This is a genomic window from Streptomyces sp. NPDC090445, from assembly GCF_044769385.1.
Lineage (GTDB): Bacteria > Actinomycetota > Actinomycetes > Streptomycetales > Streptomycetaceae > Streptomyces.
The window spans coordinates 165,553-187,352 of record NZ_JBIVXV010000010.1 but is presented as its reverse complement, the minus strand read 5'-3'; the positions used below and the strand labels follow the sequence as shown (position 1 = coordinate 187,352).

16 protein-coding genes are annotated in these 21,800 nt (G+C 74.3%); 11 read left to right on the top strand and 5 right to left on the bottom strand.

Annotation, left to right across the window (positions count from 1 at the left end):
- A complete protein-coding gene (locus ACIQUT_RS21350; RefSeq protein ID WP_403564655.1) occupies window positions 1-1,443 on the top strand; it encodes an ATP-binding protein in 1,443 nt (480 codons plus the stop codon).
- Window positions 1,444-1,476: 33 nt separating this feature from the next.
- Here the strand turns inward: ACIQUT_RS21350 and ACIQUT_RS21345 are convergent, their stop codons facing one another.
- Window positions 1,477-3,747, bottom strand: coding sequence for an endo-beta-N-acetylglucosaminidase (locus ACIQUT_RS21345; protein ID WP_403564653.1), 2,271 nt, complete (start codon window positions 3,745-3,747; stop codon window positions 1,477-1,479).
- Between the two features lie 94 nt (window positions 3,748-3,841).
- Complete coding sequence (locus tag ACIQUT_RS21340) at window positions 3,842-5,119, bottom strand: glycosyl hydrolase (RefSeq protein ID WP_403564651.1); 1,278 nt, start codon at window positions 5,117-5,119, stop codon at window positions 3,842-3,844.
- Between the two features lie 279 nt (window positions 5,120-5,398).
- Here ACIQUT_RS21340 and ACIQUT_RS21335 point away from each other — a divergent pair, with 279 nt between their 5' ends.
- Entirely contained in the window at window positions 5,399-6,430 is a 1,032-nt protein-coding gene (locus tag ACIQUT_RS21335; RefSeq protein WP_403564649.1) for a LacI family DNA-binding transcriptional regulator, read from the top strand.
- A 122-nt stretch (window positions 6,431-6,552) separates the two neighbouring features.
- A complete protein-coding gene (locus tag ACIQUT_RS21330; RefSeq protein WP_403564708.1) occupies window positions 6,553-7,500 on the top strand; it encodes an ROK family protein in 948 nt (315 codons plus the stop codon).
- Window positions 7,501-7,590: 90 nt separating this feature from the next.
- Here the strand turns inward: ACIQUT_RS21330 and ACIQUT_RS21325 are convergent, their stop codons facing one another.
- The gene (locus tag ACIQUT_RS21325; RefSeq protein WP_403564647.1) at window positions 7,591-8,586 is read right to left on the bottom strand and encodes a TAXI family TRAP transporter solute-binding subunit; all 996 of its coding nucleotides are present in this window, start codon (window positions 8,584-8,586) and stop codon (window positions 7,591-7,593) included.
- A 185-nt stretch (window positions 8,587-8,771) separates the two neighbouring features.
- On the opposite strand from ACIQUT_RS21325, the gene miaB reads away from it, so the two are divergent.
- Together miaB and ACIQUT_RS21315 are read left to right on the top strand one after the other, a co-directional pair.
- Entirely contained in the window at window positions 8,772-10,292 is a 1,521-nt protein-coding gene (gene miaB, locus ACIQUT_RS21320; protein WP_403564645.1) for a tRNA (N6-isopentenyl adenosine(37)-C2)-methylthiotransferase MiaB, read from the top strand.
- A 177-nt stretch (window positions 10,293-10,469) separates the two neighbouring features.
- Window positions 10,470-11,213, top strand: a complete 744-nt coding sequence (locus tag ACIQUT_RS21315) for a hypothetical protein (RefSeq protein WP_403564643.1) — start codon at window positions 10,470-10,472, stop codon at window positions 11,211-11,213.
- Between the two features lie 74 nt (window positions 11,214-11,287).
- Here the strand turns inward: ACIQUT_RS21315 and ACIQUT_RS21310 are convergent, their stop codons facing one another.
- A complete protein-coding gene (locus tag ACIQUT_RS21310) occupies window positions 11,288-11,533 on the bottom strand; it encodes an antitoxin (RefSeq protein WP_403564641.1) in 246 nt (81 codons plus the stop codon).
- Window positions 11,534-11,861: 328 nt separating this feature from the next.
- Between ACIQUT_RS21310 and miaA the strand changes: the two genes are divergently transcribed.
- The 6 genes from miaA to hflX all read left to right on the top strand — a co-directional run bounded on the left by miaA (window position 11,862) and on the right by hflX (window position 20,094).
- A complete protein-coding gene (miaA, locus tag ACIQUT_RS21305) occupies window positions 11,862-12,800 on the top strand; it encodes a tRNA (adenosine(37)-N6)-dimethylallyltransferase MiaA (RefSeq protein ID WP_403564639.1) in 939 nt (312 codons plus the stop codon).
- Window positions 12,801-12,925: 125 nt separating this feature from the next.
- Entirely contained in the window at window positions 12,926-13,462 is a 537-nt protein-coding gene (locus ACIQUT_RS21300) for a hypothetical protein (RefSeq protein ID WP_403564637.1), read from the top strand.
- Window positions 13,463-13,584: 122 nt separating this feature from the next.
- The gene (gene dapF / locus ACIQUT_RS21295; protein ID WP_403564635.1) at window positions 13,585-14,460 is read left to right on the top strand and encodes a diaminopimelate epimerase; all 876 of its coding nucleotides are present in this window, start codon (window positions 13,585-13,587) and stop codon (window positions 14,458-14,460) included.
- Between the two features lie 140 nt (window positions 14,461-14,600).
- Window positions 14,601-16,676 carry a RelA/SpoT family protein gene (locus ACIQUT_RS21290; protein ID WP_403564633.1) on the top strand — a complete coding sequence of 692 codons (2,076 nt, stop codon included), beginning with the start codon at window positions 14,601-14,603 and terminating at the stop codon, window positions 16,674-16,676.
- A 258-nt stretch (window positions 16,677-16,934) separates the two neighbouring features.
- Window positions 16,935-18,380 (top strand): M1 family metallopeptidase, encoded by a 1,446-nt coding sequence (locus ACIQUT_RS21285; RefSeq protein ID WP_403564630.1) that lies wholly within the window; start codon window positions 16,935-16,937, stop codon window positions 18,378-18,380.
- Between the two features lie 205 nt (window positions 18,381-18,585).
- Window positions 18,586-20,094 (top strand): GTPase HflX, encoded by a 1,509-nt coding sequence (gene hflX / locus ACIQUT_RS21280; protein WP_403564628.1) that lies wholly within the window; start codon window positions 18,586-18,588, stop codon window positions 20,092-20,094.
- Window positions 20,095-20,279: 185 nt separating this feature from the next.
- On the opposite strand, the gene ACIQUT_RS21275 is transcribed toward hflX, so the two are convergent.
- Window positions 20,280-21,455 carry a trypsin-like serine peptidase gene (locus ACIQUT_RS21275; protein ID WP_403564627.1) on the bottom strand — a complete coding sequence of 392 codons (1,176 nt, stop codon included), beginning with the start codon at window positions 21,453-21,455 and terminating at the stop codon, window positions 20,280-20,282.
- Window positions 21,456-21,800 lie beyond the last annotated feature (345 nt).

Sequence of the window (21,800 nt, the reverse complement as noted above, 5' to 3'; positions counted from 1 at the left end):
GTGCGCGCCCGCCTGCTCCCGCTGCTCGTCGTCCTGATGGCGGGTGTGCTGCTCGCCCTCGGGTTCCCGCTCGCCGTCAGCCTGGCCGCCGGCCAGCAGCAGAAGGTGGTGGTGGACCGGATCGACGACAGCGCCCGCTTCGCCGCCCTCGCCCAGTTCCTCATCGACGCGGAGAGCTCCGGCAGCAGCGGCGGCGCCGAGCGCCGGGAGACGCTCCAGCTGGAGCTGGCCCGCTACCAGGAGCTGTACGGCATCCGGGTGGGCATCTTCTTCCGCGACGACAACGCCCTGGTCCGGGCCCCCGGCTGGTGGCAGCTTCCCGCGGAGGGCGAGGGCCGGCGGGCCTTCGCGGAGGCCCTCGCCGGCCGGCGCAGCCACGACCCGGCCCAGGTGTGGCCCTGGCAGACGCACGGGAAGCTCCTCGTCGCCTCCCCGGTCGTCCTGGACGGCGACGTCGTCGCGGTCGTGGTCACCGAGTCGCCCACCGACCAGATGCGGGCGCGGATCCTGCGGGGCTGGCTGCTGATCATCACCGGTCTGGCCGCCGCGATGCTCCTCGCGTTCGGGGCCGCCCTGCAGCTCACCCACTGGGTCCTCAAGCCCGTCCGGACGCTCGACGCGGCCGCCCACGGCATCGCCACCGGGCGGATGAACTCCCGGGTCGCGGCCGCGAGCGGGCCTCCGGAACTCCGACGCCTGGCCCGCTCGTTCAACGAGATGGCCGACAACGTGGAAGAGGTACTGGAGCAGCAGCGGGCGTTCGTCGCCGACGCCTCCCACCAGCTGCGCAACCCGCTCGCCGCGCTGCTCCTGCGGATCGAGCTGCTCGCCCTCGAACTGCCCGAGGGGAACGAGGAGATCGCCTCCGTGCGCGCCGAGGGCAAGCGCCTGGCCCAGGTCCTGGACGACCTGCTGGACCTGGCGCTGGCCGAGCACGCCTCCGCCGAGCTCGGCCTCACCGACATCGGGGCCCTCGCCGCCGAGAGGGTCGCCTCCTGGCGGCCGTACGCCGAGGAGAAGGGCGTACGCCTCGCCGAGACGGGCCGCACCGCGGTCACCGGGTGGGCCGACCCGATCGCGCTGTCCAGCGCCCTCGACGCCGTCATCGACAACGCCCTCAAGTTCACTCCGGCCGGGGAGGAGGTCACGGTGTCCGTCGCCCCGGCCGGCCCGTCCGTGCACGTCGTCGTCGCCGACCGCGGCCCCGGCCTCACCGAGGACGAGCTGCTCCGCGTCGGCGACCGGTTCTGGCGCAGCGGCCGCCACCAGAACGTCAAGGGCTCCGGGCTCGGCCTGTCCATCTCCCGGGCCCTGCTCGCCGCGGGCGGCGGATCCCTCTCGTACGCGAAGAACGAACCGCACGGGCTGCGGGTGACCGTCGCCGTCCCGCGCAGCGCCCCGCACAACGGGGCCGACGGCAACGGGGTCCACGGCAACGACTGACCCCGCGAGCCGCCCGGCGTCCCGGCGCATGCGTCAGCGGGCCCAGGCCAGGGCGGTGCGGGCCGGGGCGGAGACGGCGTACAGCTCGTCGACGGCCCGCACCTCGAACACCGCCGCCCGCTCCCGGCCGGCCCGGACGACCGCCGGCAGGTACAGGGCGGTGCCGCAGGTGCCGCCGAGGAAGCGGCGGGTGCCGTCCGGGAGCAGGCGGTGCAGCTCGTAGTGGCGGACCGGGCCGGGCGCCCGCCGCCAGGACAGCCGCACCGCGGCCGTGCCGTGCTGTTCCGCCGCGGCGTCCACGGCCGGCGTATGCGGAGCGGCCGGGCGCGGGCGGGCGGTGGCATCGCGTACCGACAGGGCGCCGACCCGCCAGGACACCGCTCCCTCTCCCCGCGCCGTGACCCGTACCGCCAGCCCGTACGCGGTACGGCCCGCCAGGGACGACAGCCCGACCCGCGCCGTACGCCAGCCCGCGCCCGGGACCGCGGTGCCCGCCGCGAACCAGGCGTAGGGGGCGGGCTCGCCCGGAGCGGCCGGCTCGCGCACCGCCACCCCGACCTCCACCACGGCCGGCGCGGAACCCGGATCGGCCGAGTGCACCAGCTCCAGCACGCCGGCCCGGGGCAGCGCCAGCCGGGTGCCGTGCAGCCCGACCGCGGCGGGCGCGGCGAGCCGGCCCGCCACGAGGAGGCTGGACCCGCCCCGCCAGGCCCGGGCGAAGTCCAGGGTGACCGAGGGGCGCGGGCCGGCGGTGTCCACGACCCAGCGGCGGCCCGGCAGCCGGTCCTGGAGGCCGAGGTGGCTCCACGGGGTGTCGGAGACGGCCTCGCCGCGCTCGTACCAGCGCTCGCCGTGCCCGGTGTTGAACGAGCAGGCGAACGGCAGCGCGGCCACCGTGGACCGGTCCGCGACGACGGTGGCCGGCGCCCGCCAGCCCCTGCCGTCGGGTGCGGGGCGGGCCGGGTCCAGGGACTCGCCCGTCCAGAACCGGTCGTCGGCGCGGTGGAAGGCGCCGGGGGAGCGGTCGGTGAGGTGGTTGCGGGTCCACTCGGGCCGGTAGAAGCCGTAGCTGACGACATGGTCGCGGCCGCGCGGAACGATCGCCTCCCAGTCGACGGCGGAATCCCAGCCGCGGGACTCCGTGTCCACTGCCGCCCACAGCTCGTGGCGGCTGCGGCCCAGGCGTTCGGCGAGCCCCGCGGAGTCGGCCAGGCTCCGCGCGCTCCACCGGAAGTCGACGAACACGGTGTCGGCGACCCGGCCCGCCCGGTCCTCGAAGAACTCCTGGTTGAGCGGGTTGAGCGCGCCCTGCCAGCCGACCCGGCCGGTGCTGTTCATCGCGTCATACCAGGTGATCCGCAGGCCGTGGGCTGCGCCGGCCGCCCGCAGGGCGCGCAGGAACTCCCGCATCCGGGTCGCGAGCGCGCTGTCCCCGCCGTCGGTCTCGGCGTTCACGAACCAGCCGTCGAATCCGTACGCGACCGCCACCCGCACGAGCTGCTCGGCGATCGGGAACCGGCCGAGGGCGTCGCGCTGCACGAGGTCGCGGGTCCACTGCAGGTCGCCGCCGTACGCGACGGGCGGCAGGAACACGTTGCCCAGCACCGGGACGCCGTTGCGGTGGGCGGCGTCGACGACGGGCGCGTTCGGCGCGAGGACGATCCCTTCGCCGGCGGAGCCGCCCCAGAACACCAGCTCGTCGATGTACGCCCAATGGGTGAGGGCGTACGTGTCGGCGGTGGATACCCCCTGGGAGGGGTTCTGCGAGGTGGGGCCGAAGGAGACGAGGGAGGCGATCCGGGCCTGCCCGGCCCGGACGGCCGGGTGCGGGGGCACCGGCGTGAAGCGGGCGGCGAGCGGCACGGTGGCCGTGTTGTGGGCGAGGTCAGGGTCCGACTCCGGGGTCCACTCCTTGAGCGAGCGCCACACGATGCCGGGGCCCGGGGCGCCGTGGGGGAGGGAGTCGGGGAACCAGTACGAGGCGTACGGGGCGGCCGCGGCCGCCGGACCGGCACCGCCGCCCGGCCGGGGGTCGGCGGGCGGCACGGGAGCGGGCACGGCTCCCGGTACGGCTTCCGGTACGGCGGCGTGCGCCGGGAGGGGAGCGCCCAGCAGGGCGGCGGCTCCGGCGCCGGCGGCGAGGACCCGGCGCCGGGTGGGCGGCGGCGGTACCGGGTCGGGGGACGGGGCGGCGGAGCCGTGGGGGGAGCCGTCGGCGGAGGGGGAGGCGGAGGGGGAACGCAAGAAGGCGACGGAACGTAAGAAGGAGGTACGAGGGTGTGCGCCGTTGCCGGACTCGGACATGCGGGCTCCTCGGGGGCGGGGGCGGGGCGGGGCGGGGGCGGATAGGGGGAGCGGGGACGTGGGACAGGGCGAGGACGGGGGACGGCAGGGTGCGTCAGCGGACGTCTGCGACGTGCAGCACCTCCGTGATGCCGCGCGCGGACAGGTGGGCGGGATCCTCCGCCAGCTCCGCCAGCACCACCGCAGGCCGGACCCCGTCGGCCGCCAGCGCCGCCCACGCTTCGAAGAAGGCGCCGCCGGGCGCGCACACGGACCGCCCCGGCGCGGTCTCCGCCCCGCCGGCGTCCACGGCCAGCGCGGTGGAGCGGACGGCGGGGCGGTGTTCCCGGCCCCGCCACTCCGCGGCGATCCGGGCGACCGCGGCACCGGCCGGCTTGGTCCGGCGGTCGTTGGTGAGCAGGCCGAGCCCGTACTCCAGCTCGGGGAAGTCCGCGAGCTCCCGGGACACGTCGTGCGAGCACCACCAGGTCACACCCCACAGGTCCGGACAGTCCAGGGCAGCGGCGAGCGTGGCCCCGGTGAAGGCGGCCGCGTGCTCCGGCGGGATCAGCGGTGCGGGCGCCCCGACCTCTTGGAGCCAGACCGGCCGGTGCGGGTCCGCGGCCCAGGCCTTGGACAGCTCGATCAGGTAGGCGGCGTGCTGCCCGGTCGCCGCCCCGGTGCGGCCGTGCCGCTGCGCGGTGCCGTTGAACACCCAGGAGTGCACGGCCGTGGCCGCGCCGAGCCGGGCCGCCTGGGCCGGAGTGAACGGGTGCCCGTCCCGGTACCAGGCCGCGTCGTACTCGGCGTGCACGTGGAATCGTCCCGGCGCGCCCTGCTCACAGGCGGCGAGCATCCGCTCCAGCCACCGCTCCGCCTGATCCGGGGTGATCCGGTCGGGGTCGGGGTGCGGGGCGTCGGAGAACTGGTTGATCTCGTTGCCGACGGTCATGCCGAGGAACCGGGGCCGGTCGGCGAGGGCGGCGGCCAGCGTGCGCAGGTACTCCTCCTGCCCGGCGACCACGTCCGGGTCGGCGAAGATGTTCCGCCGGTGCCAGGTCCCGGTCCACGCGGGCAGGAAGTCGAAGCTCGACAGGTGCCCCTGCAGCCCGTCCACCGCGACGTCGAGGCCGCGGTCGGCCGCCGCGTCCGCGAGCGCGACCAGCTGCTCGACGGCCCGCGGCCGGATCAGCGCCCGGTTGGGCTGGAAGAGCGGCCACAGCGGGAAGACCCGTACGTGGTCCAGGCCGAGCGCGGCGACCGAGTCGAGGTCGGCCGCGACCTCGTCGAGGTCGAAGTCGAGCCAGTGGTGGAACCAGCCGCGCGACGGCGTGTAGTTGGCGCCGAAGCGGAGGGTTCGGGCGGGCGGGGGAACGGGGGTGCCGTCACGCATGAAGGATCCCGGAAGTCGCGGGGAATTCTCCGGACGCCCACAACGTCCCGCGCCCGGCGGGAGAAAGTCAACAGGGCCTTCACGGCCAACTGGAAATGATGCACTTATGCGCTTCAGGCCCGTTGACAGAAGGGCGGAACGCCTCTCAAGCTGAGGCGGCTAATGCGGTTTAGTTCCATGCGGCCAATGGCCTCACGCAGGGAAGTGCGCAGAAATGGACAGCGGTATTTCGGTCACGGCGGTCACCACTCCCGCAGCACCCGAGGGATGAGGCAGGCCATGGCCCGCAGACCCACCATCAAGGACATCGCCCGCCGGGCCGGGGTGTCCGAGAGCGCGGTCTCCTTCGCTCTCAACGACCGGCCGGGCGTGTCCGAGGACACCCGCGCCCGGGTCCGGCGCGTCGCCGAGGAGCTCGGCTGGCAGCCCAACAGCGCCGCCCGCGCCCTGTCCGGCGAACGCGCCGGCGCCGTCGGGCTGGTCCTGGCCCGGCCCGCCCACACCCTCGGCGTCGAGTCGTTCTTCCTCCAGCTGGTCTCCGGTATCCAGGAGGTGCTCTCCGCCGGCCGGACCGCCCTGCTCTTCCAGGTGGTCGACGGCATCGACGCCGAATGCGCCCTGTACCGCCGCTGGTGGGCCGAGCGGCGCGTCGACGGCGTCCTCGTCGTCGACCCGCGCACGCAGGACCCGCGCCCGGAGCTCCTCGCCCGCCTCGGCCTGCCCGCCGTCACCGTCGGCGGTACGGGCGCCCCCGGACCGCTGTCCTCGGTCTGGGCGGACGACGCCCGGGCGATGGCCCGGGTCGTGGACCACCTCCACGGGCTGGGCCACCGCCGGATCACCCACATCGCCGGGCTGCCCGGCCTGGCCCACACCGCCCGCCGCATCGCCTCGCTGCGCGCCGAGGCCGCGGCGCGCGGGCTGGGCCCGCGGGAGGTGCGCTCGGTGGCGACCGACTACTCCGACGCCGAGGGGGCGGCCGCCACCCGGCAGGTCCTCGCCGAGCCCGAGCCGCCCACCGCCCTCGTCTACGACAACGACGTGATGGCGGTGGCCGGCAGCGCCGTCGCCGCCGAGCTCGGCATCGCCGTCCCCGGCCGGCTCTCGATCGTCGCCTGGGACGACTCCGCCCTGTGCCGGGTCACCCACCCCCGGCTCACCGCCCTCGTCCGCGACACCGCCGGGTTCGGCCGGCTGGCTGCCGAGGAGCTGCTCAGCGTGCTCGCCGGGGGCCCGCCCCGGGCCCGCGAGGGTGAGCAGCCGCGCCTGGAGCCCCGCGAGAGTACGGCACCGCCCCCGGCCGCATACTGAATCCCGACCCCGTTCTGGAGCGCCCCGTGACCTCACCCAGCCCCTCGTTCCCCGCCCCCGGCGCCCCTGCCCCCGGCAACCCCGGCGCCCCCGGCGATCCCGGTGCGGCCGCAGGCCCGACGGTGGCGATCGACATCGGCGGCACGAAGATCGCCGGTGCTCTGGTGCTCCCCGACGGCACGATGACGGCCACGACCCGCCGCCCGACCCCGCGGGACACGGACGCCGACGGGGTGTTCGCCGCCGTCGCGGAGGTCGTCGCCGAGCTGGCCCGCTCGCCCCTGTGGCCGGCGGCGGTCCGCTGCGGCATCGGCAGCGCGGGCCCCGTCGACGCCTCGCGCGGCACGGTGAGCCCGGTGAACATCGGCGCCTGGCGCGGTTTCCCCGTCCAGGCCCGGGTCGCCGCGGAACTGGCCCGGCACGGCGCCCCGCTGCCCACCGTGCTGGTCGGCGACGGCGTGGCCATGACCGCGGCCGAGCACTGGCTGGGCGCGGCCTGCGGCCACGCGAACGCGCTGTGCATGGTGGTCTCCACCGGCGTAGGCGGCGGCCTGATCCTGAACAACCGGCTCCACCCCGGCCCCACCGGCAACGCGGGCCACATCGGGCACATCAGCGTCGCGTTCGACGGCCCGCGGTGCGTCTGCGGGAGCCGCGGCTGCGTGGAGTCGATCGCCTCGGGCACCGCCATCGCCCGGTGGGCCGCGGAGCAGGGCTGGACCCCCGCCGGGGGCGCCGCAGGCGACGCCACGGCGGCGGGCGTCGCCGCGGCCGCCGAGGCCGGGGACCCCCTCGCGCTCGCCGCGTTCGACCGCGCGGGCCGCGCCCTGGCCGCCGCCATCGCGGCGAGCGCCACCCTCGTGGAGACCGGCATCACCGTGATCGGCGGGGGCGTCGCCGCCTCCGGGGACACCCTGTTCGGGCCGATCCGCGCCCACCTCGCGGACTACGCCACGCTCTCGTACGTCGGCGGCCTGGAGGTGGTCCCGGCGGCCCTGGGCACTCATGCGGGACTGATCGGCGCGGCCGCCGCGGCGGCGATGCTCCTGCCGGAGACGGCCGGACACTGAGGCCCGGCGGTCAGCGGGGCCGTGGCTGCGCGGTCAGCGGGCCGTGGGCCTGAGGCCGGGGTCAGCGGGCCGTCGGTCCGGGGCCCGGGGTCAGGGCTTCACCGAGCGGTAGTACCGCCCGGCGCCCTCGTGCAGGTCCAGCGGATCCGTGTAGATCGCCGTCCGCAGGTCCACCAGCTGCGCCGCGTGCACCTCGTGCCCGATCCGGTCACGGCTGTTGATCACCGTCCGCGTGAACTGCTCGGTGAGCCCCGGAGCGGTCTTCTCGGTGGTCACCAGCAGGTTCGGCACGGCCAGGGTCGCCACCGCCGAGGTGTTGCGCGCCCGTGCGTACGCGTCCTGCGGCATCACCGCCGCCCGGTAGTAGCGTGCCGGGCTCCCGCTGCCCTGCAGCGTCTCCACCAGGTCGCCGAGCTGCACGAGCCGGATGTCGAACCGCTCCGACAGCTCCAGCACCGCGGTCGTGGGCAGGCCGCCGGACCAGAAGAACGCGTCGATCCGCCCGGCCTCCAGCTCCGCCGGCATGGTGTCGATGCCGATCGAGACCGGGGTGATGTCCCGCGCCGGGTCCAGCTTGGCCGCCTTCAGCAGCCGCTCCGAGACCAGGCGCACACCCGATCCGGGCTGGCCGATCGCCACCCGCTTGCCGCGCAGGTCCCGCGCCGACTGCACCGGCGACCCGGCCGGCACCACCAGCTGCACGTAGTCGTCGTACAGTCGCGCGACCCCGCGCAGCGCGTCCGCGCCCGGCTTCCCGTCGGCCCGGTACTTCGAGACCGCGTCCGCCGTCGCGATGGTGAAATCGGCCTGCCCCGTCGCCACCCGCGCCAGGTTCTCCTGCGACCCCTGGCTGGTCTCCAGCCGGACCCGGACCCCGGGGACGTCCTGCGCCAGCGCCTGCTCCAGCAGCTGGCCGTACCGGTCGTAGACGCCCGTGCGCACGCCCGTGCTGAAGGTCAGCTCGCCCTTCAGTTCGGGCTCCCCGAAGGGGCGCAGCCACCACACCAGCAGCCCGAGGACGGCGAACACGGCCACCAGCCCCCACAGGGCGGTGCGCCTGCCGAAACGGGGCGGAACATGAGCCATGGCCGCGATCCTGCCACCAGTCGCGCCGACCTGTCACGGGGCTCCCGTCCCCGCGGCCGGACCGAGGCCGCAGCAGGGACCGGACCGAGGCCGGACCGAGGCCGGACCGAGGCCGGGCCGAGGCCGGGCCGAGGCCGGAGCGAGGCCGGACCGGAGGCTGTCCCGGCAGCACCTACCCTTGTTGCATGACCAGCAGCAGCGACCGGAGCACGGCAGTGGACGTCAAGGGAACATACGAGGTGCGCACCTACGGGTGCCAGATGAACGTGCACGACTCCGAGCGACTCTCCGGACTGCTGGAGGAAGCGGGCTACACCCGGGCCCCGGAGGGCTCGGACGGCGACGCCGACGTCGTGGTGTTCAACACGTGCGCCGTGCGCGAGAACGCCGACAACAAGCTGTACGGCAACCTCGGCCGGCTCGCCCCGATGAAGACCAAGCGCCCCGGCATGCAGATCGCCGTGGGCGGCTGCCTGGCGCAGAAGGACCGCGACACGATCGTCAAGAAGGCCCCGTGGGTCGACGTCGTCTTCGGTACGCACAACATCGGCAAGCTGCCCGTCCTGCTGGAGCGCGCCCGCATCCAGGAAGAGGCGCAGATCGAGATCGCCGAGTCGCTGGAGGCCTTCCCCTCCACGCTGCCGACCCGCCGCGAGTCCGCGTACGCCGCCTGGGTCTCGATCTCCGTCGGCTGCAACAACACCTGCACCTTCTGCATCGTCCCGGCCCTGCGCGGCAAGGAGGAGGACCGCCGTCCCGGCGACATCCTCGCCGAGATCGAGGCCCTGGTCGCCGAAGGCGTCTCCGAGATCACCCTGCTCGGCCAGAACGTCAACGCGTACGGCTCCGACCTCGGCGACCGCGAGGCCTTCTCCAAGCTGCTGCGCGCCTGCGGGCAGATCGAGGGCCTGGAGCGGGTCCGCTTCACCTCCCCGCACCCCCGCGACTTCACGGACGACGTGATCGCGGCCATGGCCGAGACCCCGAACGTGATGCCGCAGCTGCACATGCCGCTCCAGTCCGGCTCGGACCCGATCCTGAAGGCCATGCGCCGTTCGTACCGCCAGGAGCGCTTCCTCGGCATCATCGAGAAGGTCCGCGCGGCCATCCCGCACGCCGCGATCTCCACCGACATCATCGTGGGCTTCCCCGGCGAGACCGAGGAGGACTTCGAGCAGACGATGCACGTGGTCCGCGAGGCCCGCTTCGCCAGCGCCTTCACCTTCCAGTACTCCAAGCGCCCCGGGACCCCGGCCGCCGACATGGAGGGCCAGATCCCCAAGGAGGTCGTCCAGGACCGCTACATGCGCCTGGTCGCCCTCCAGGAGGAGATCTCCTGGGAGGAGAACAAGAAGCAGGTCGGCCGCACCCTGGAGGTCATGGTCGCGGAGGGCGAGGGCCGCAAGGACGGCGCCACGCACCGCCTGTCCGGCCGCGCCGCCGACAACCGCCTGGTCCACTTCACGAAGCCGGACGAGGACGTCCGCCCCGGCGACGTGGTGACCGTGGAGATCACCTACGCGGCCCCGCACCACCTCCTCGCCGAGGGCCCCACGCTGTCCGTGCGGCGCACCCGGGCGGGCGACGCCTGGGAGAAGCGCAACGCCGCCCCGGCGCAGCCGCAGGGCGTCATGCTCGGCATCCCCACGCTGGGCGTCCCGGCCCCGCTCCCGGAGTCGGCCCCGTCCTGCGGCATCACCGGCTGAGGCCCGGCCGCCCGTACGGGAGCCGGCGGTTCGGCAGCGCCCCGAAGGGGCGCGGGGAACTGCGCGATCAGCCACAACCGGGCCGCAGACGACCTCCCCCAGCCTCCGGCCGGGGGACCCCCACCTCGCTTCGCTCGCCCGTCGCGGCACTCCCGCGGAGCGCTTAGGCTGCGGATCATGCTCGTAGCCGCCGCAGTCTGCCCCGCCCCGCCGCTCCTCGTGCCCGAGGTGGCCGCGGGGGCCGCCGCCGAACTCGGCGACGCCCGTACCGCCTGCTCCGACGCCCTCGCGGTGCTCGCCGCCTCCCGCCCCGACCTGCTCGTCGTGGTGGGCGCCGCCGAGGAGGGGGAATCCGGGCCCTACCCCCAGGGTGCCGACGGCAGCTTCCGCCGCTTCGGCGTCGGGGTCGACGTACGCCTGGGAGACAGGGACAAGAACAGGGACGGGGACGGGGACGGGGACGGCGGCGCGGGCGCGCGTCCGCTGCCGCCGTCGCTGGCCGTCGGGGCCTGGCTCCTCGACCACGCCCGCTGGGGCGCCGCCCCCCTGGAGGCGCTCGCGGTGCCCGAGGCGCTCGACACCGACCGCTGCCTCCGGACGGGCCGTGAACTCGCCGCGCGCGCCGCGCGCGTCGCCCTCCTCGTCATGGGCGACGGCAGCGCCTGCCGGACCGTGAAGGCCCCCGGCTACCTCGACGAGCGCGCCGCCCCCTTCGACGCCGCCGCAGCGCTCGCCCTCGCCGACGCCGACACCGCCGCGCTCGCCGCCCTCGACGCCGGCCTCGCCCGCGAGCTCCAGGCCGCCGGCCGGGCCCCTTGGCAGGTGCTGGCCGGCGCCGCCGAGGGCGCCGGCCTGGGCGGACGCCTGCTGTACGAGGACGCGCCCTACGGCGTCGGCTACTTCGTCGCCGCCTGGTCCTAGCTCCGCTCAGCCGGCCCCCGACACGGGGAAGGGGCGCGGAGCCCGTCGGCCCCGCGCCCCTTCCGGGACCGCGGTCAGGAGGCGGCCGGCGGCGTCGGTCCGCCGGGGGCGTCCTTGTGCGCGATCTTGCCCAGGGCGTCCTTCGCCTTGCCCGTTCCGGACGTGATCCTGTCGCTGTACTTGCCGTGCGTCTTGGAGTCCACGGCCTTCGCGACCTTCTCCAGACCCTCGCCGATCCTGCCCTCGTTCTTGTGTGCGACGGCGCCGATCTTCTCCTTCGCCGGAGCGAGCTTGGCCTTCAGTGTGTCCAGCAGGCCCATGGGTCACCTTCCCGTGGCGGTGGCTGCCTGCGGGCGCCCACGCCGGCTCCGCGCCGTCCGCCGCGGCCTGCACCCGGACACGCCCTCCGCCGTCACGTCCTGCATCGCGACGTCATCGGCCGCCTCGCCGCCCTGCAGCGAAGAACCGGTCAAAAGCGCCCATCTCTACTGCCCCCTCACGTTACTCGTGCGGGTGAAGTTCCGCCCGGCCCGCCCGCGCCCGCGCCGGGCGCACGCCCGGCGGGACCACGTCAGGGCAACGACCGCGCCCCCGCACCGTCACGTAACCCGATCGGGTACATGCCGGATGGTTTGCGAGACTGGGGCAGTGAGCAAAGCAGCCCCCGCCCCGCGGGTCATCGCCGTCGTCGGCCCCACCGCAGCCGGAAAGTCCGACCTGGGCGTGGCCCTGGCCCGCCATTTCGACGGCGAAGTCGTCAACGCCGACTCCATGCAGCTCTACCGCGGAATGGACATCGGCACCGCCAAACTGACGGAAGAAGAACGCGGCGGGGTCCCGCACCACCTCCTCGACATCTGGGACGTGACCGAGACGGCCAGCGTCGCCGAGTACCAGCGCCTGGCCCGCGCCGAGATCGACAAGCTGCTCGCCCAGGGCCGTACGCCCGTCCTCGTCGGCGGATCCGGCCTGTACGTCCGCGGCGCCCTCGACGCCATGGAGTTCCCCGGCACCGACCCCGGCGTCCGGGCCCGGCTGGAGGAGGAGCTCGCCGAACACGGCCCCGGCGCGCTGCACGCCCGGCTCGCCGCCGCCGACCCGGCCGCGGCGCAGGCGATCCTGCCCGGCAACGGCCGCCGCATCGTCCGCGCCCTGGAGGTCATCGAGATCACCGGGAAGCCGTTCACCGCCAACCTGCCCGGTCACGAGTCCGTGTACGACACCGTCCAGATCGGCGTCGACGTGGCCCGGCCGGAGCTTGACGAGCGGATCGCGCGGCGCGTGGACCGGATGTGGGAGGACGGGCTCGTGGACGAGGTCCGGGCCCTGGAGGCCCGCGGCCTGCGCGACGGAATCACCGCCTCCAGGGCGTTGGGCTACCAGCAGGTGCTGGCAGCCCTGGCCGGGGAGTGCACCGAGGACGAGGCCAGGGCCGAGACGGTCCGGGCCACCAAGCGGTTCGCCCGCCGCCAGGACTCCTGGTTCCGCCGCGACCCCCGCGTGCACTGGCTCAGCGGAGCCGCCGCGGACCGCCGGGAACTCCCCGGACTCGCGCAGTCGTTGGTCGAACGAGCGGTTACAGCCTGATCACGTGATGGCATCGGGACGCCCCGCGCGCGCGTTCGGGGCCCCGGACCGTGCCATCATCAAATTCCGCGGGTGTGGTCACCGGCGGTGAACGGCAGCGTGCGAAGTCCGAGTGGGGAGGGCGCGTGGCGATGGAGGCCGGCCCTCGTGACACCGGGCGGGACGGGACGCGGGGGACGACGGACCCGGCGGTCCTCGGCGATTCCGCCGAGCCAGCCGTGCCCGCCGTCCCCGACGAGCTCGGACTGCCCGCCGACCCTGCCCGGCTGACCTCCGACGGCCCGGACGCCGCAGGCTCCGGCGAGGGCGAGGAACCGGGAGGCCCCGAGTACGAGGTCGAGCTGCGCCCGCAGCGCCGCCTGCGCATCTGGCAGATCGCCCCGATCGTGATGCTGGCCGCCGCCGGCTCCCTGATGTTCGCCTTCCCCCTCGCCTTCGAGTTCGGCGACGGCGGAGCCGTGGTCGCCATGCTCGGCTTCCTGATCAGCTGCTGCGCGGCGGGCTGGGGCATGATGGCCGCGCGCCGCGTCGGCTACACCTGGCCCGGGCTCCCGCCCCGGGGCAGCGGCCGCCGCCCCGACTGGCGCATGGCCGCGCTGTACGCCCTGGTCGTGCTGGCCGTCGTAGGCCTCGCGGTCTACCGGGTGGCCCGCCTCCGGTAGCGCCCCTGCTCCGGTAGCGCACGCCTCCAGTGGCGCCTGCTCCGGCCGCGCACGCCTCCGGCAGCGCACGCTCCGGCCGTGCCCGGCGCCCCGGGGGAAACCTCCCTCGGTACGATGGGCCCGTGACGCAGACCAGCCTCTCCTTCCTCAAGGGCCACGGCACCGAGAACGACTTCGTGATCGTCCCGGACCCGGACAACGCCGTCGACCTGCCCGCCGCCGCCGTCGTCAGGCTCTGCGACCGGCGCGCCGGCATCGGCGCGGACGGAGTGCTGCACGTCGTCCGGTCCGCCGCCCACCCCGAGGCCGCGCACATGGCCGACGAGGCCGAGTGGTTCATGGACTACCGCAACAGCGACGGCTCCGTCGCCGAGATGTGCGGCAACGGCGTCCGCGTCTTCGCCCGCTACCTCCAGTACGCCGGGCACGTCGAGCCCGGCGACCTCGCCGTCGCCACCCGCGGCGGCGTGAAGCGGGTGCACCTCGACAAGGCCGGCGACGTCACCGTCTCCATGGGCCGCGCCGCCCTCCCGGACGAGCAGGTCACGGTCGTCGTCGGCGACCGCGCGTGGCCCGCCCGCAACGTGAACATGGGCAACCCGCACGCCGTCGCCTTCGTCGACAGCCTCGACCACGCCGGAAAGCTCCTCGACCCGCCTCAGTACAGCCCCGCCGAGGTCTACCCGGCCGGCGTCAACGTGGAGTTCGTCATCGACCGCGGCCCCCGGCACGTCGCCATGCGCGTCCACGAGCGCGGCTCCGGCGAGACCCGCTCCTGCGGCACCGGCGCCTGCGCCGTCGCCGTGGCCGCCATCCGCCGCGACGGCGCCGACCCGGCCGTCACCGGCCAGCCCGTCACGTACACGGTGGACCTCCTCGGTGGAACCCTCCTCATCACCGAACACCCCGACGGCCGGATCGACATGACCGGACCGGCCGTGATCGTGGCGGCGGGGGAGCTCGACCCCTCCTGGCTCACCGAAACGGTCTTCGCCTGAAGATTCCCTCTCATGGGTGATCCGTTTCACGCTCAGCGAGAGGCGGACTGCGCCACGTGGTGGGGCCGGTAGCATCAGACACCGGCCCTGAGGGCTCACCCCATGCCCGCCGCAGCCGGTCGAAGCCGCCGGAGGTGCCCATGAGTGCAGAGGCCACGAACCCCGAAGCGCGACCCGACGTGCGCCCCGAGCTCCGCAGACGGGGCCGGACCCGCATTGACCTGCGCCGACTCGGGCGCGCGGCCCTCCTCGGGCCCACGCCCCGGGACCGGCTGCCCGACGCCATCGGCCATGTGGCCGAGGCACACCGCGCCCACCACCCCGACGCGGACCTGTCCCTCCTGCGCCGCGCGTACGTCCTCGCGGAGTCCTCGCACCGCGGCCAGATGCGCAAAAGCGGTGAGCCGTACATCACACACCCGCTCGCCGTCACCCTGATCCTCGCCGAACTCGGCGCCGAGACCACCACGTTGACGGCCTCCCTCCTCCACGACACCGTCGAGGACACCGACGTGACCCTCGATCAGGTCCGCGCCGAGTTCGGGGACGAGGTCTGCTTCATCGTCGACGGAGTCACCAAGGTCGAGAAGATCGACTACGGGGCGGCCGCCGAGCCCGAGACCTTCCGCAAGATGCTCGTCGCCACCGGCAACGACGTCCGCGTCATGTCCATCAAACTCGCCGACCGGCTGCACAACATGCGCACCCTCGGCGTCATGCGCCCCGAGAAACAGGCCCGCATCGCCAAGGTCACCCGGGACGTGCTCATCCCGCTCGCCGAACGGCTCGGCGTACAGGCCCTGAAGACCGAGCTGGAAGACCTCGTCTTCGCGATCCTGCACCCCGAGGAGTACGAGCGCACCCGCGCCCTCATCGCGGCCCACGCCGGAGAGGCCGACCCGCTGCCCGCCATCGCCGACTCCGTACGGGCCGTCCTGCGCGACGCCGGCATCGCCGCCGAGGTCCAGGTACGGCCCCGGCACTTCGTCTCCGTGCACCGCGTCGCCCGCAAACGCGGCGAGCTGCGCGGCTCCGACTTCGGCCGCATCCTCGTCCTCGTCGGCGAGAACGCCGACTGCTACGGGGTGCTGGGGGAGCTCCACACCTGCTTCACCCCCGTCGTGTCGGAGTTCAAGGACTTCATCGCCGCCCCGAAGTTCAACCTCTACCAGTCCCTGCACACCGCCGTCGCCACCCCCGACGGGTACGTCGCCGAGGTCATCGTCCGCACCCGGCAGATGCACCGCGTCGCCGAAGCCGGCGTGGTCGCGCTCGGCAACCCGTACGCCACCGGCGCCGCCGCGGCCGACGGCGACGAGGAGCGGGTCGACCCCACCCGGCCCGGCTGGCTGGCGCGGCTGCTCGACTGGCAGCGCTCCGCACCCGACCCCGACGCCTTCTGGAGCGGGCTGCGCGCCGAACTCGCCCAGGACCGGGAGATCACCGTCTTCCGCGTCGACGGGGGCAGGCTCGGCCTGCCCGCCGGGGCCACCTGCATCGACGCCGCGTACGCCCAGTACGGGGAGACCGCCCACGGCTGTATCGGCGCCCGGGTCAACGGGCGTCTCGCCTCCCTGGGCACCCGGCTGTCCGACGGGGACACCGTGCAGCCGCTGCTCGCCCAGGACTCCTCCTCCGGGCCCGCCGCCGAATGGCTGGAACACGCCAAGACCCAGGCCGCCCGGATCGCCATCAGCAGCTGGCTCCGGGACCACCCCGACGGCGCCACCCCCACCACCACGCCCGCCCGGGCCCCCCTGTCGGTGGTCGGGGCCCGGGGCGGCGGCGGCAACGCCGTGGCCGACCTCCCCGACGCCACCGTGCGGCTGGCCGGCTGCTGCACGCCCGTGCCGCCCGACGAGGTCGCCGGGTTCGTGGTCCGGGGCGGGGCCGTCACCGTCCACCGCGTCGAGTGCGCCTCCGTGGCCCAGATGCGCTCGCTGGGGCGCACCTCCGTCGCGGTGCACTGGCGGGCGACCGCGGACTGCCGGGTCACCCTGACCGCGGAATCGTTCGGCCGCGCGCACCTGCTGGCCGACCTCACCGAGGCCATCGCCCGCCAGGGGGTCGAGGTCGTCTCGGCGACCGTGGAACCGCCCGTCGAGCAGCGGGTCCGGCACACCTACACCCTCCAGCTGCCGGACGCGTCCGTCCTGCCGGCGCTGATGCGGGCGATGCGGGACGTGCCCGGGGTCTACGACGTGGCCCGGGCGTAAGGGCCCGGGCGTAGGGCGTAAGGGGTAGGGGGTAGGGCGGGCGCGGGCCGCCGGGACGGGTCCGGCCGGAGCCTGAGCCTGCCGGGACGAGGACGCGGGGGAGAACGGGACGCGGGGGAGGGGCGGGGAAGGGGAAGGGGGCCGCCGGGGCGGGGAATCAGCCGCACGGCGGCCGGGCCGGCGCCGGAAGGTCCCGTTCGAGTGGACCCGTCGCGCGCCGTACCCGGGCACCCGGCGGCCGCTGGTATGCGGTGGGGGATGCAGCTCACCTCCCCGCGCCTGCGCGCAGCCCTGCTCGCCGCGGCCTCCCTCACCCTCACCGCCGCCGCGCTGCCCCCGCCGACGCCGCTGGGCATCGGCGACACGCTCTTCCCGCAGCTGGGCAACCCCGGGTACGACGTCCTCGCGTACGACCTGTCCCTCACCTACCGGGACAACACGACCCCCCTCGACGCGGTCACCCGGATCGACGCACGCGCCAAGGAGCCGCTGGACCGGATCAACCTCGACTTCACCCACGGCACCGTCGCCTCCGCCCAGGTCAACGGGGCACCGGCACGCTTCGAGAACGCCGGGGAGGACCTCGTGCTCACCCCCGCGAGCCCCGTGGTCCCGGGCGCCCCCCTGCACATCACGATCAAGCACACCAGCGATCCCCGCGGCATCGCCGACGGCGGCTGGGTGCCCACCGAGGACGGCCTCGCCATGGCCAACCAGGCCGACGCCGCCCACCGCGTCTTCCCCTGCAACGACCACCCCGCCGACAAGGCGTACTTCACCTTCCGGATCACCACCCCCGCCGGGCTCACCGCCGTCGCCAACGGCCTGCCCGGCGCCCTTCCGGCCCGCACCGCGACGGGCGCGACCACGTGGACGTACCGCACCCTGCACCCCATGGCCACCGAGCTCGCCCAGGTCTCCATCGGCGACTCGGCCGTCGTCGAGCGCACCGGACCACACGGGCTGCCCCTGCGCGACGTCGTCCCGGCCGCCGACCGCGAGCGGCTCGAACCCTGGCTGAAGAAGACCCCGGGACACATCGAATGGATGGAGCAGCGGGTCGGACGCTACCCCTTCGAGACCTACGGGGTACTGATCGCCAAGGCAAAGACCGGCTTCGAGCTGGAGACGCAGACCCTCTCGCTCTTCGAGAGCGGCATCTTCTCCGGCGAGGGCTACCCCGAGTGGTACGTCGAGGCCGTCATGGTCCACGAGCTCGCCCACCAGTGGTTCGGCAACAGCGTCACCCCGCGCACCTGGTCCGACCTGTGGCTCAACGAGGGACACGCCACCTGGTACGAGGCCCTGTACGCCGACGGCCTCGGCACGTACTCCCTGGAACGGCGCATGCGCGAGGCGTACCAGCGCTCCGACCAGTGGCGCGCCGCCGGCGGCCCCCCGGCGGCACCGAAACCGGCCGCCCCCGGCGAGAAGATCGGCCTCTTCCGGCCCGTGGTCTACGACGGGGCCGCCCTGATCCTGTACGCGCTGCGGCAGGAGATCGGCGCCGCCGCCTTCGACCGGCTGGAGCGGCGCTGGGTCACCGAGCACCGGGACTCCGTCGCCGGCACCCAGGACTTCGTCCGCATGGCCTCCGACGTGGCCGGACGGGACCTGAAACCCTTCCTGGAGCCGTGGCTCTACGGAAAGACGACCCCGGCGATGCCCGGACACCCCGAATGGAACGGCGCGAAAAGCGTGTGACCCGGCGGGAACGGGCATGTCACCATCGACAGGGCCGCTCACCGGAGGGAATCTTCCGGTGACCTGACCCGTTGACCGTGACAGTACTGTGTCGCCTGTGGCATACGCGGTCAGCGGAGCTGCGGCCAGGAGTGACGCCCCGGCCGCGCACTGCGGGCCCGCGGCCACCCGATGCGGGCCGATTCGACACCGACGTAAGGATCCCATGACCTCCTCTTCTTCCCCTTCCCAGGACGCGCGGGGCGCACAGGACGACGTGCGCGCCTCGCAGAGCTTCACCGAGAGCCTTCGGGCCGACGCCCTGATGGAAGAGGACGTCGCCTGGAGCCACGAGATCGACGGAGACCGCGACGGCGACCAGTTCGACCGCTCCGAGCGCGCCGCACTGCGCCGCGTCGCCGGCCTCTCCACCGAACTCGAAGACGTCACCGAGGTCGAGTACCGACAGCTGCGCCTGGAGCGCGTCGTGCTCGTCGGCGTGTGGACCTCCGGCACGGTGCAGGACGCCGACAACTCCCTCGCGGAGCTCGCCGCCCTCGCCGAGACCGCCGGCGCCCTCGTGCTCGACGGCGTGATCCAGCGCCGCGACAAGCCGGACCCGGCCACCTTCATCGGCTCGGGCAAGGCCCAGGAGCTGCGCGACATCGTGATGGAGAGCGGCGCCGACACCGTCGTCTGCGACGGCGAGCTCAGCCCCGGCCAGCTCATCGCCCTCGAAGACGTCGTCAAGGTCAAGGTCGTCGACCGGACCGCCCTGATCCTCGACATCTTCGCCCAGCACGCCAAGTCCCGAGAGGGCAAGGCGCAGGTCGCCCTCGCGCAGATGCAGTACATGCTTCCGCGCCTGCGCGGCTGGGGCCAGTCGCTGTCCCGGCAGATGGGCGGCGGCGGCGGTGGCGGCATGGCCACCCGAGGCCCCGGTGAGACCAAGATCGAGACGGACCGGCGCCGGATCCGCGAGAAGATGGCGAAGATGCGCCGGGAGATCGCGGAGATGAAGACCGGCCGCGACATCAAGCGGCAGGAGCGCCGCCGCAACAAGGTGCCGTCCGTCGCCATCGCCGGCTACACCAACGCCGGCAAGTCCTCGCTGCTCAACCGCCTCACCGGCGCAGGCGTCCTCGTCGAGAACGCCCTGTTCGCCACCCTCGACCCGACCGTGCGCCGGGCCGAGACGCCGAGCGGCCGGGTCTACACCCTGGCCGACACCGTCGGCTTCGTCCGACACCTGCCCCACCACCTGGTCGAGGCGTTCCGCTCCACGATGGAGGAGGTCGGCGACTCCGACCTCATCCTGCACATCGTGGACGGCTCGCACCCGGCCCCGGAGGAGCAGCTGGCGGCCGTACGCGAGGTCATCCGCGACGTCGGTGCGACCGACGTGCCCGAGATCGTGGTGGTCAACAAGGCCGACGCCGCGGACCCGCTGGTCCTGCAGCGACTGCTGCGCATCGAACGGCACTCCATCGCCGTCTCGGCCCGCACCGGACTCGGCATCGACGAGCTCCTGCGGCTCATCGACGCCGAACTGCCGCGGCCCGCGGTCGAGGTGGAGGCCCTGGTGCCGTACACCCACGGCTCGCTGATCGCCAAGGCGCACGCCGAGGGCGAGGTGATCTCTGAGGAGCACACCCCGGAGGGCACCCTCATCAAGGCGCGCGTCCACGCGGAACTGGCGGCGGAGCTGTCCCCGTTCGTCCCCGCGAGCCGGTGACCGGCGCGCACGCGCACGCCCACGCGGCTGCGCACGCGCACTGAGGACAGACCGAGGCCCCCTGCACGAACAACGTCGTGCAGGGGGCCTCGGCCGTGAACCCGGCGTCCCGCCGTCCCGGCGTTCCGGCCGGCGTCCCGGCGTCCCGCGTCACGTCACCGGGACGCGGGACACGCGGCTCACTCTCACTTGAACTTGGCGCTCACCGCGTCGAAGATCCCCTTGGCCTCGGGGCCGAGCCGCGGCCCGGCCAGCCAGCCCGCCTTGGCCGGCCCGATCGAGGTGTTGGAGATCAGCACCGGCTTGCCGTCGCTGCCCGCCGCGATCCAGCCGCCACCGGAGGAACCGCCCGTCATCGTGCAGCCGATGCGGTACATCACCGGGTCGTTCGCCTTCAGCGACAGCCGGCCCGGCTTGTCCGTGCACTGGTAGGCCTTCTGCCCGTCGAACGGGGCCGCCGCCGGGTAGCCCGTCGCCGTCATGCCCGACACCTTCGGCACCGCCGGAGCGTTGAACTCCACCGGGAGCGCCCCGCCGACCGTCTCCTCCAGCGACTTGCCCGAGCCCTTCTCCGGGGCCACGTGCAGCACCGCGAAGTCGTACGGAGCACCCGCACCGCCCGTCGGACCGCCCTGCGCGATCCACTGGTCCGAGGTCTGCGCCCAGTCGCTCCACCACACGCCGTACGGGGCGACCTCCTGCCGCGGCGCGCCCTTGAGCTGCGCCGCCGGCTTGCCCGCGTTGTTGTACGACGGGACGAAGGCGATGTTGCGGTACCAGCCGCCCGCCTTGCCCGCGTGCACGCAGTGGCCCGCCGTCCACACCATGTTCGACTTGCCCGGGTGGGCCGGGTCCTTGACGACGGTCGCCGAGCACACCATCGAGCCCTCGGGGCCGTCGAAGAAGACCTTGCCGGAGTACGGGACGCTCGAGTGGTACGGCGTGGCGGCCGGCTTCGCCGCCACCGGGGCCGGGGTGGGGTCGGTGACGCCCTGGTCCTTGCCGGCGTCCGGGTCGATGGCCGGCGGCTGCGGGGTCTTGGCGGCCTCACGCATGCGGTCCGGATCCCACAGACCCTCGATGACCGGGTTGATGTAGTCGCCCGCCTCGCGCAGCCAGTCGTCCTTGTTCCAGTTCTTCCACTCACCTCCCCGCCACTTCTCCAGGTCTATGCCGTGCTGCTTGAGCTTGTCCTTGAGCTGGTCGGGGATCTTGATCCCGTCGGTTCCTGACGGGACGTCCGCCGCCACGGTCGGCTTGGCGTCTCCGCCGGCCTCACCGTCGCCGGGTCCGCAGGCGGCGGCGGTCATCGCGAGTGCCGCCGCGCACAGAATCGCGGTGACCGGTCGGTTCGGTCGCATGTCGTCAATCCCCCTGGTGGTTCCGGGCGTGGGCGGCGGCCGCGGTGGGGTGCGGGCCGCCGAAAGTGCAGCACCCCACTATGCCGCTGCTGTTGGGGACGGCACAGGCCGGGCCCACGGTTCCCGAAACCGCCCGCCCGGCACCGTGTGCCGCGCACGGCACACCCCGCACCGCACACCCCGCACCGCACCGTGCACGGCACACCGCGCACCGCGCACCGTAAGGATCTTGAGCCCGCCCGTGTTCAGCCGCCGTCACCGTCGTTGGTACGTACGGGGGATGGGGCGCCGCGTTCCTGTTCGAGGCGCAACCGGGTAGAGCAGTCCGGGCGGGAGGTCCGACAC

What these genes read in the sequence shown, in the direction of transcription:
- miaB (WP_403564645.1), top strand. Translation starts at nt 8,772, where the DNA reads ATGACCAGCAGCAGCGACCGGAGCACGGCAGTGGACGTCAAGGGAACA.
- ACIQUT_RS21325 (WP_403564647.1), bottom strand. Translation starts at nt 8,586, where the DNA reads ATGGCTCATGTTCCGCCCCGTTTCGGCAGGCGCACCGCCCTGTGGGGG.
- ACIQUT_RS21315 (WP_403564643.1), top strand. Translation starts at nt 10,470, where the DNA reads ATGCTCGTAGCCGCCGCAGTCTGCCCCGCCCCGCCGCTCCTCGTGCCC.
- ACIQUT_RS21275 (WP_403564627.1), bottom strand. Translation starts at nt 21,455, where the DNA reads ATGCGACCGAACCGACCGGTCACCGCGATTCTGTGCGCGGCGGCACTC.
- ACIQUT_RS21335 (WP_403564649.1), top strand. Translation starts at nt 5,399, where the DNA reads ATGGCCCGCAGACCCACCATCAAGGACATCGCCCGCCGGGCCGGGGTG.
- ACIQUT_RS21340 (WP_403564651.1), bottom strand. Translation starts at nt 5,119, where the DNA reads ATGCGTGACGGCACCCCCGTTCCCCCGCCCGCCCGAACCCTCCGCTTC.
- ACIQUT_RS21345 (WP_403564653.1), bottom strand. Translation starts at nt 3,747, where the DNA reads ATGTCCGAGTCCGGCAACGGCGCACACCCTCGTACCTCCTTCTTACGT.
- ACIQUT_RS21310 (WP_403564641.1), bottom strand. Translation starts at nt 11,533, where the DNA reads ATGGGCCTGCTGGACACACTGAAGGCCAAGCTCGCTCCGGCGAAGGAG.
- ACIQUT_RS21285 (WP_403564630.1), top strand. Translation starts at nt 16,935, where the DNA reads ATGCAGCTCACCTCCCCGCGCCTGCGCGCAGCCCTGCTCGCCGCGGCC.
- ACIQUT_RS21290 (WP_403564633.1), top strand. Translation starts at nt 14,601, where the DNA reads ATGAGTGCAGAGGCCACGAACCCCGAAGCGCGACCCGACGTGCGCCCC.
- hflX (WP_403564628.1), top strand. Translation starts at nt 18,586, where the DNA reads ATGACCTCCTCTTCTTCCCCTTCCCAGGACGCGCGGGGCGCACAGGAC.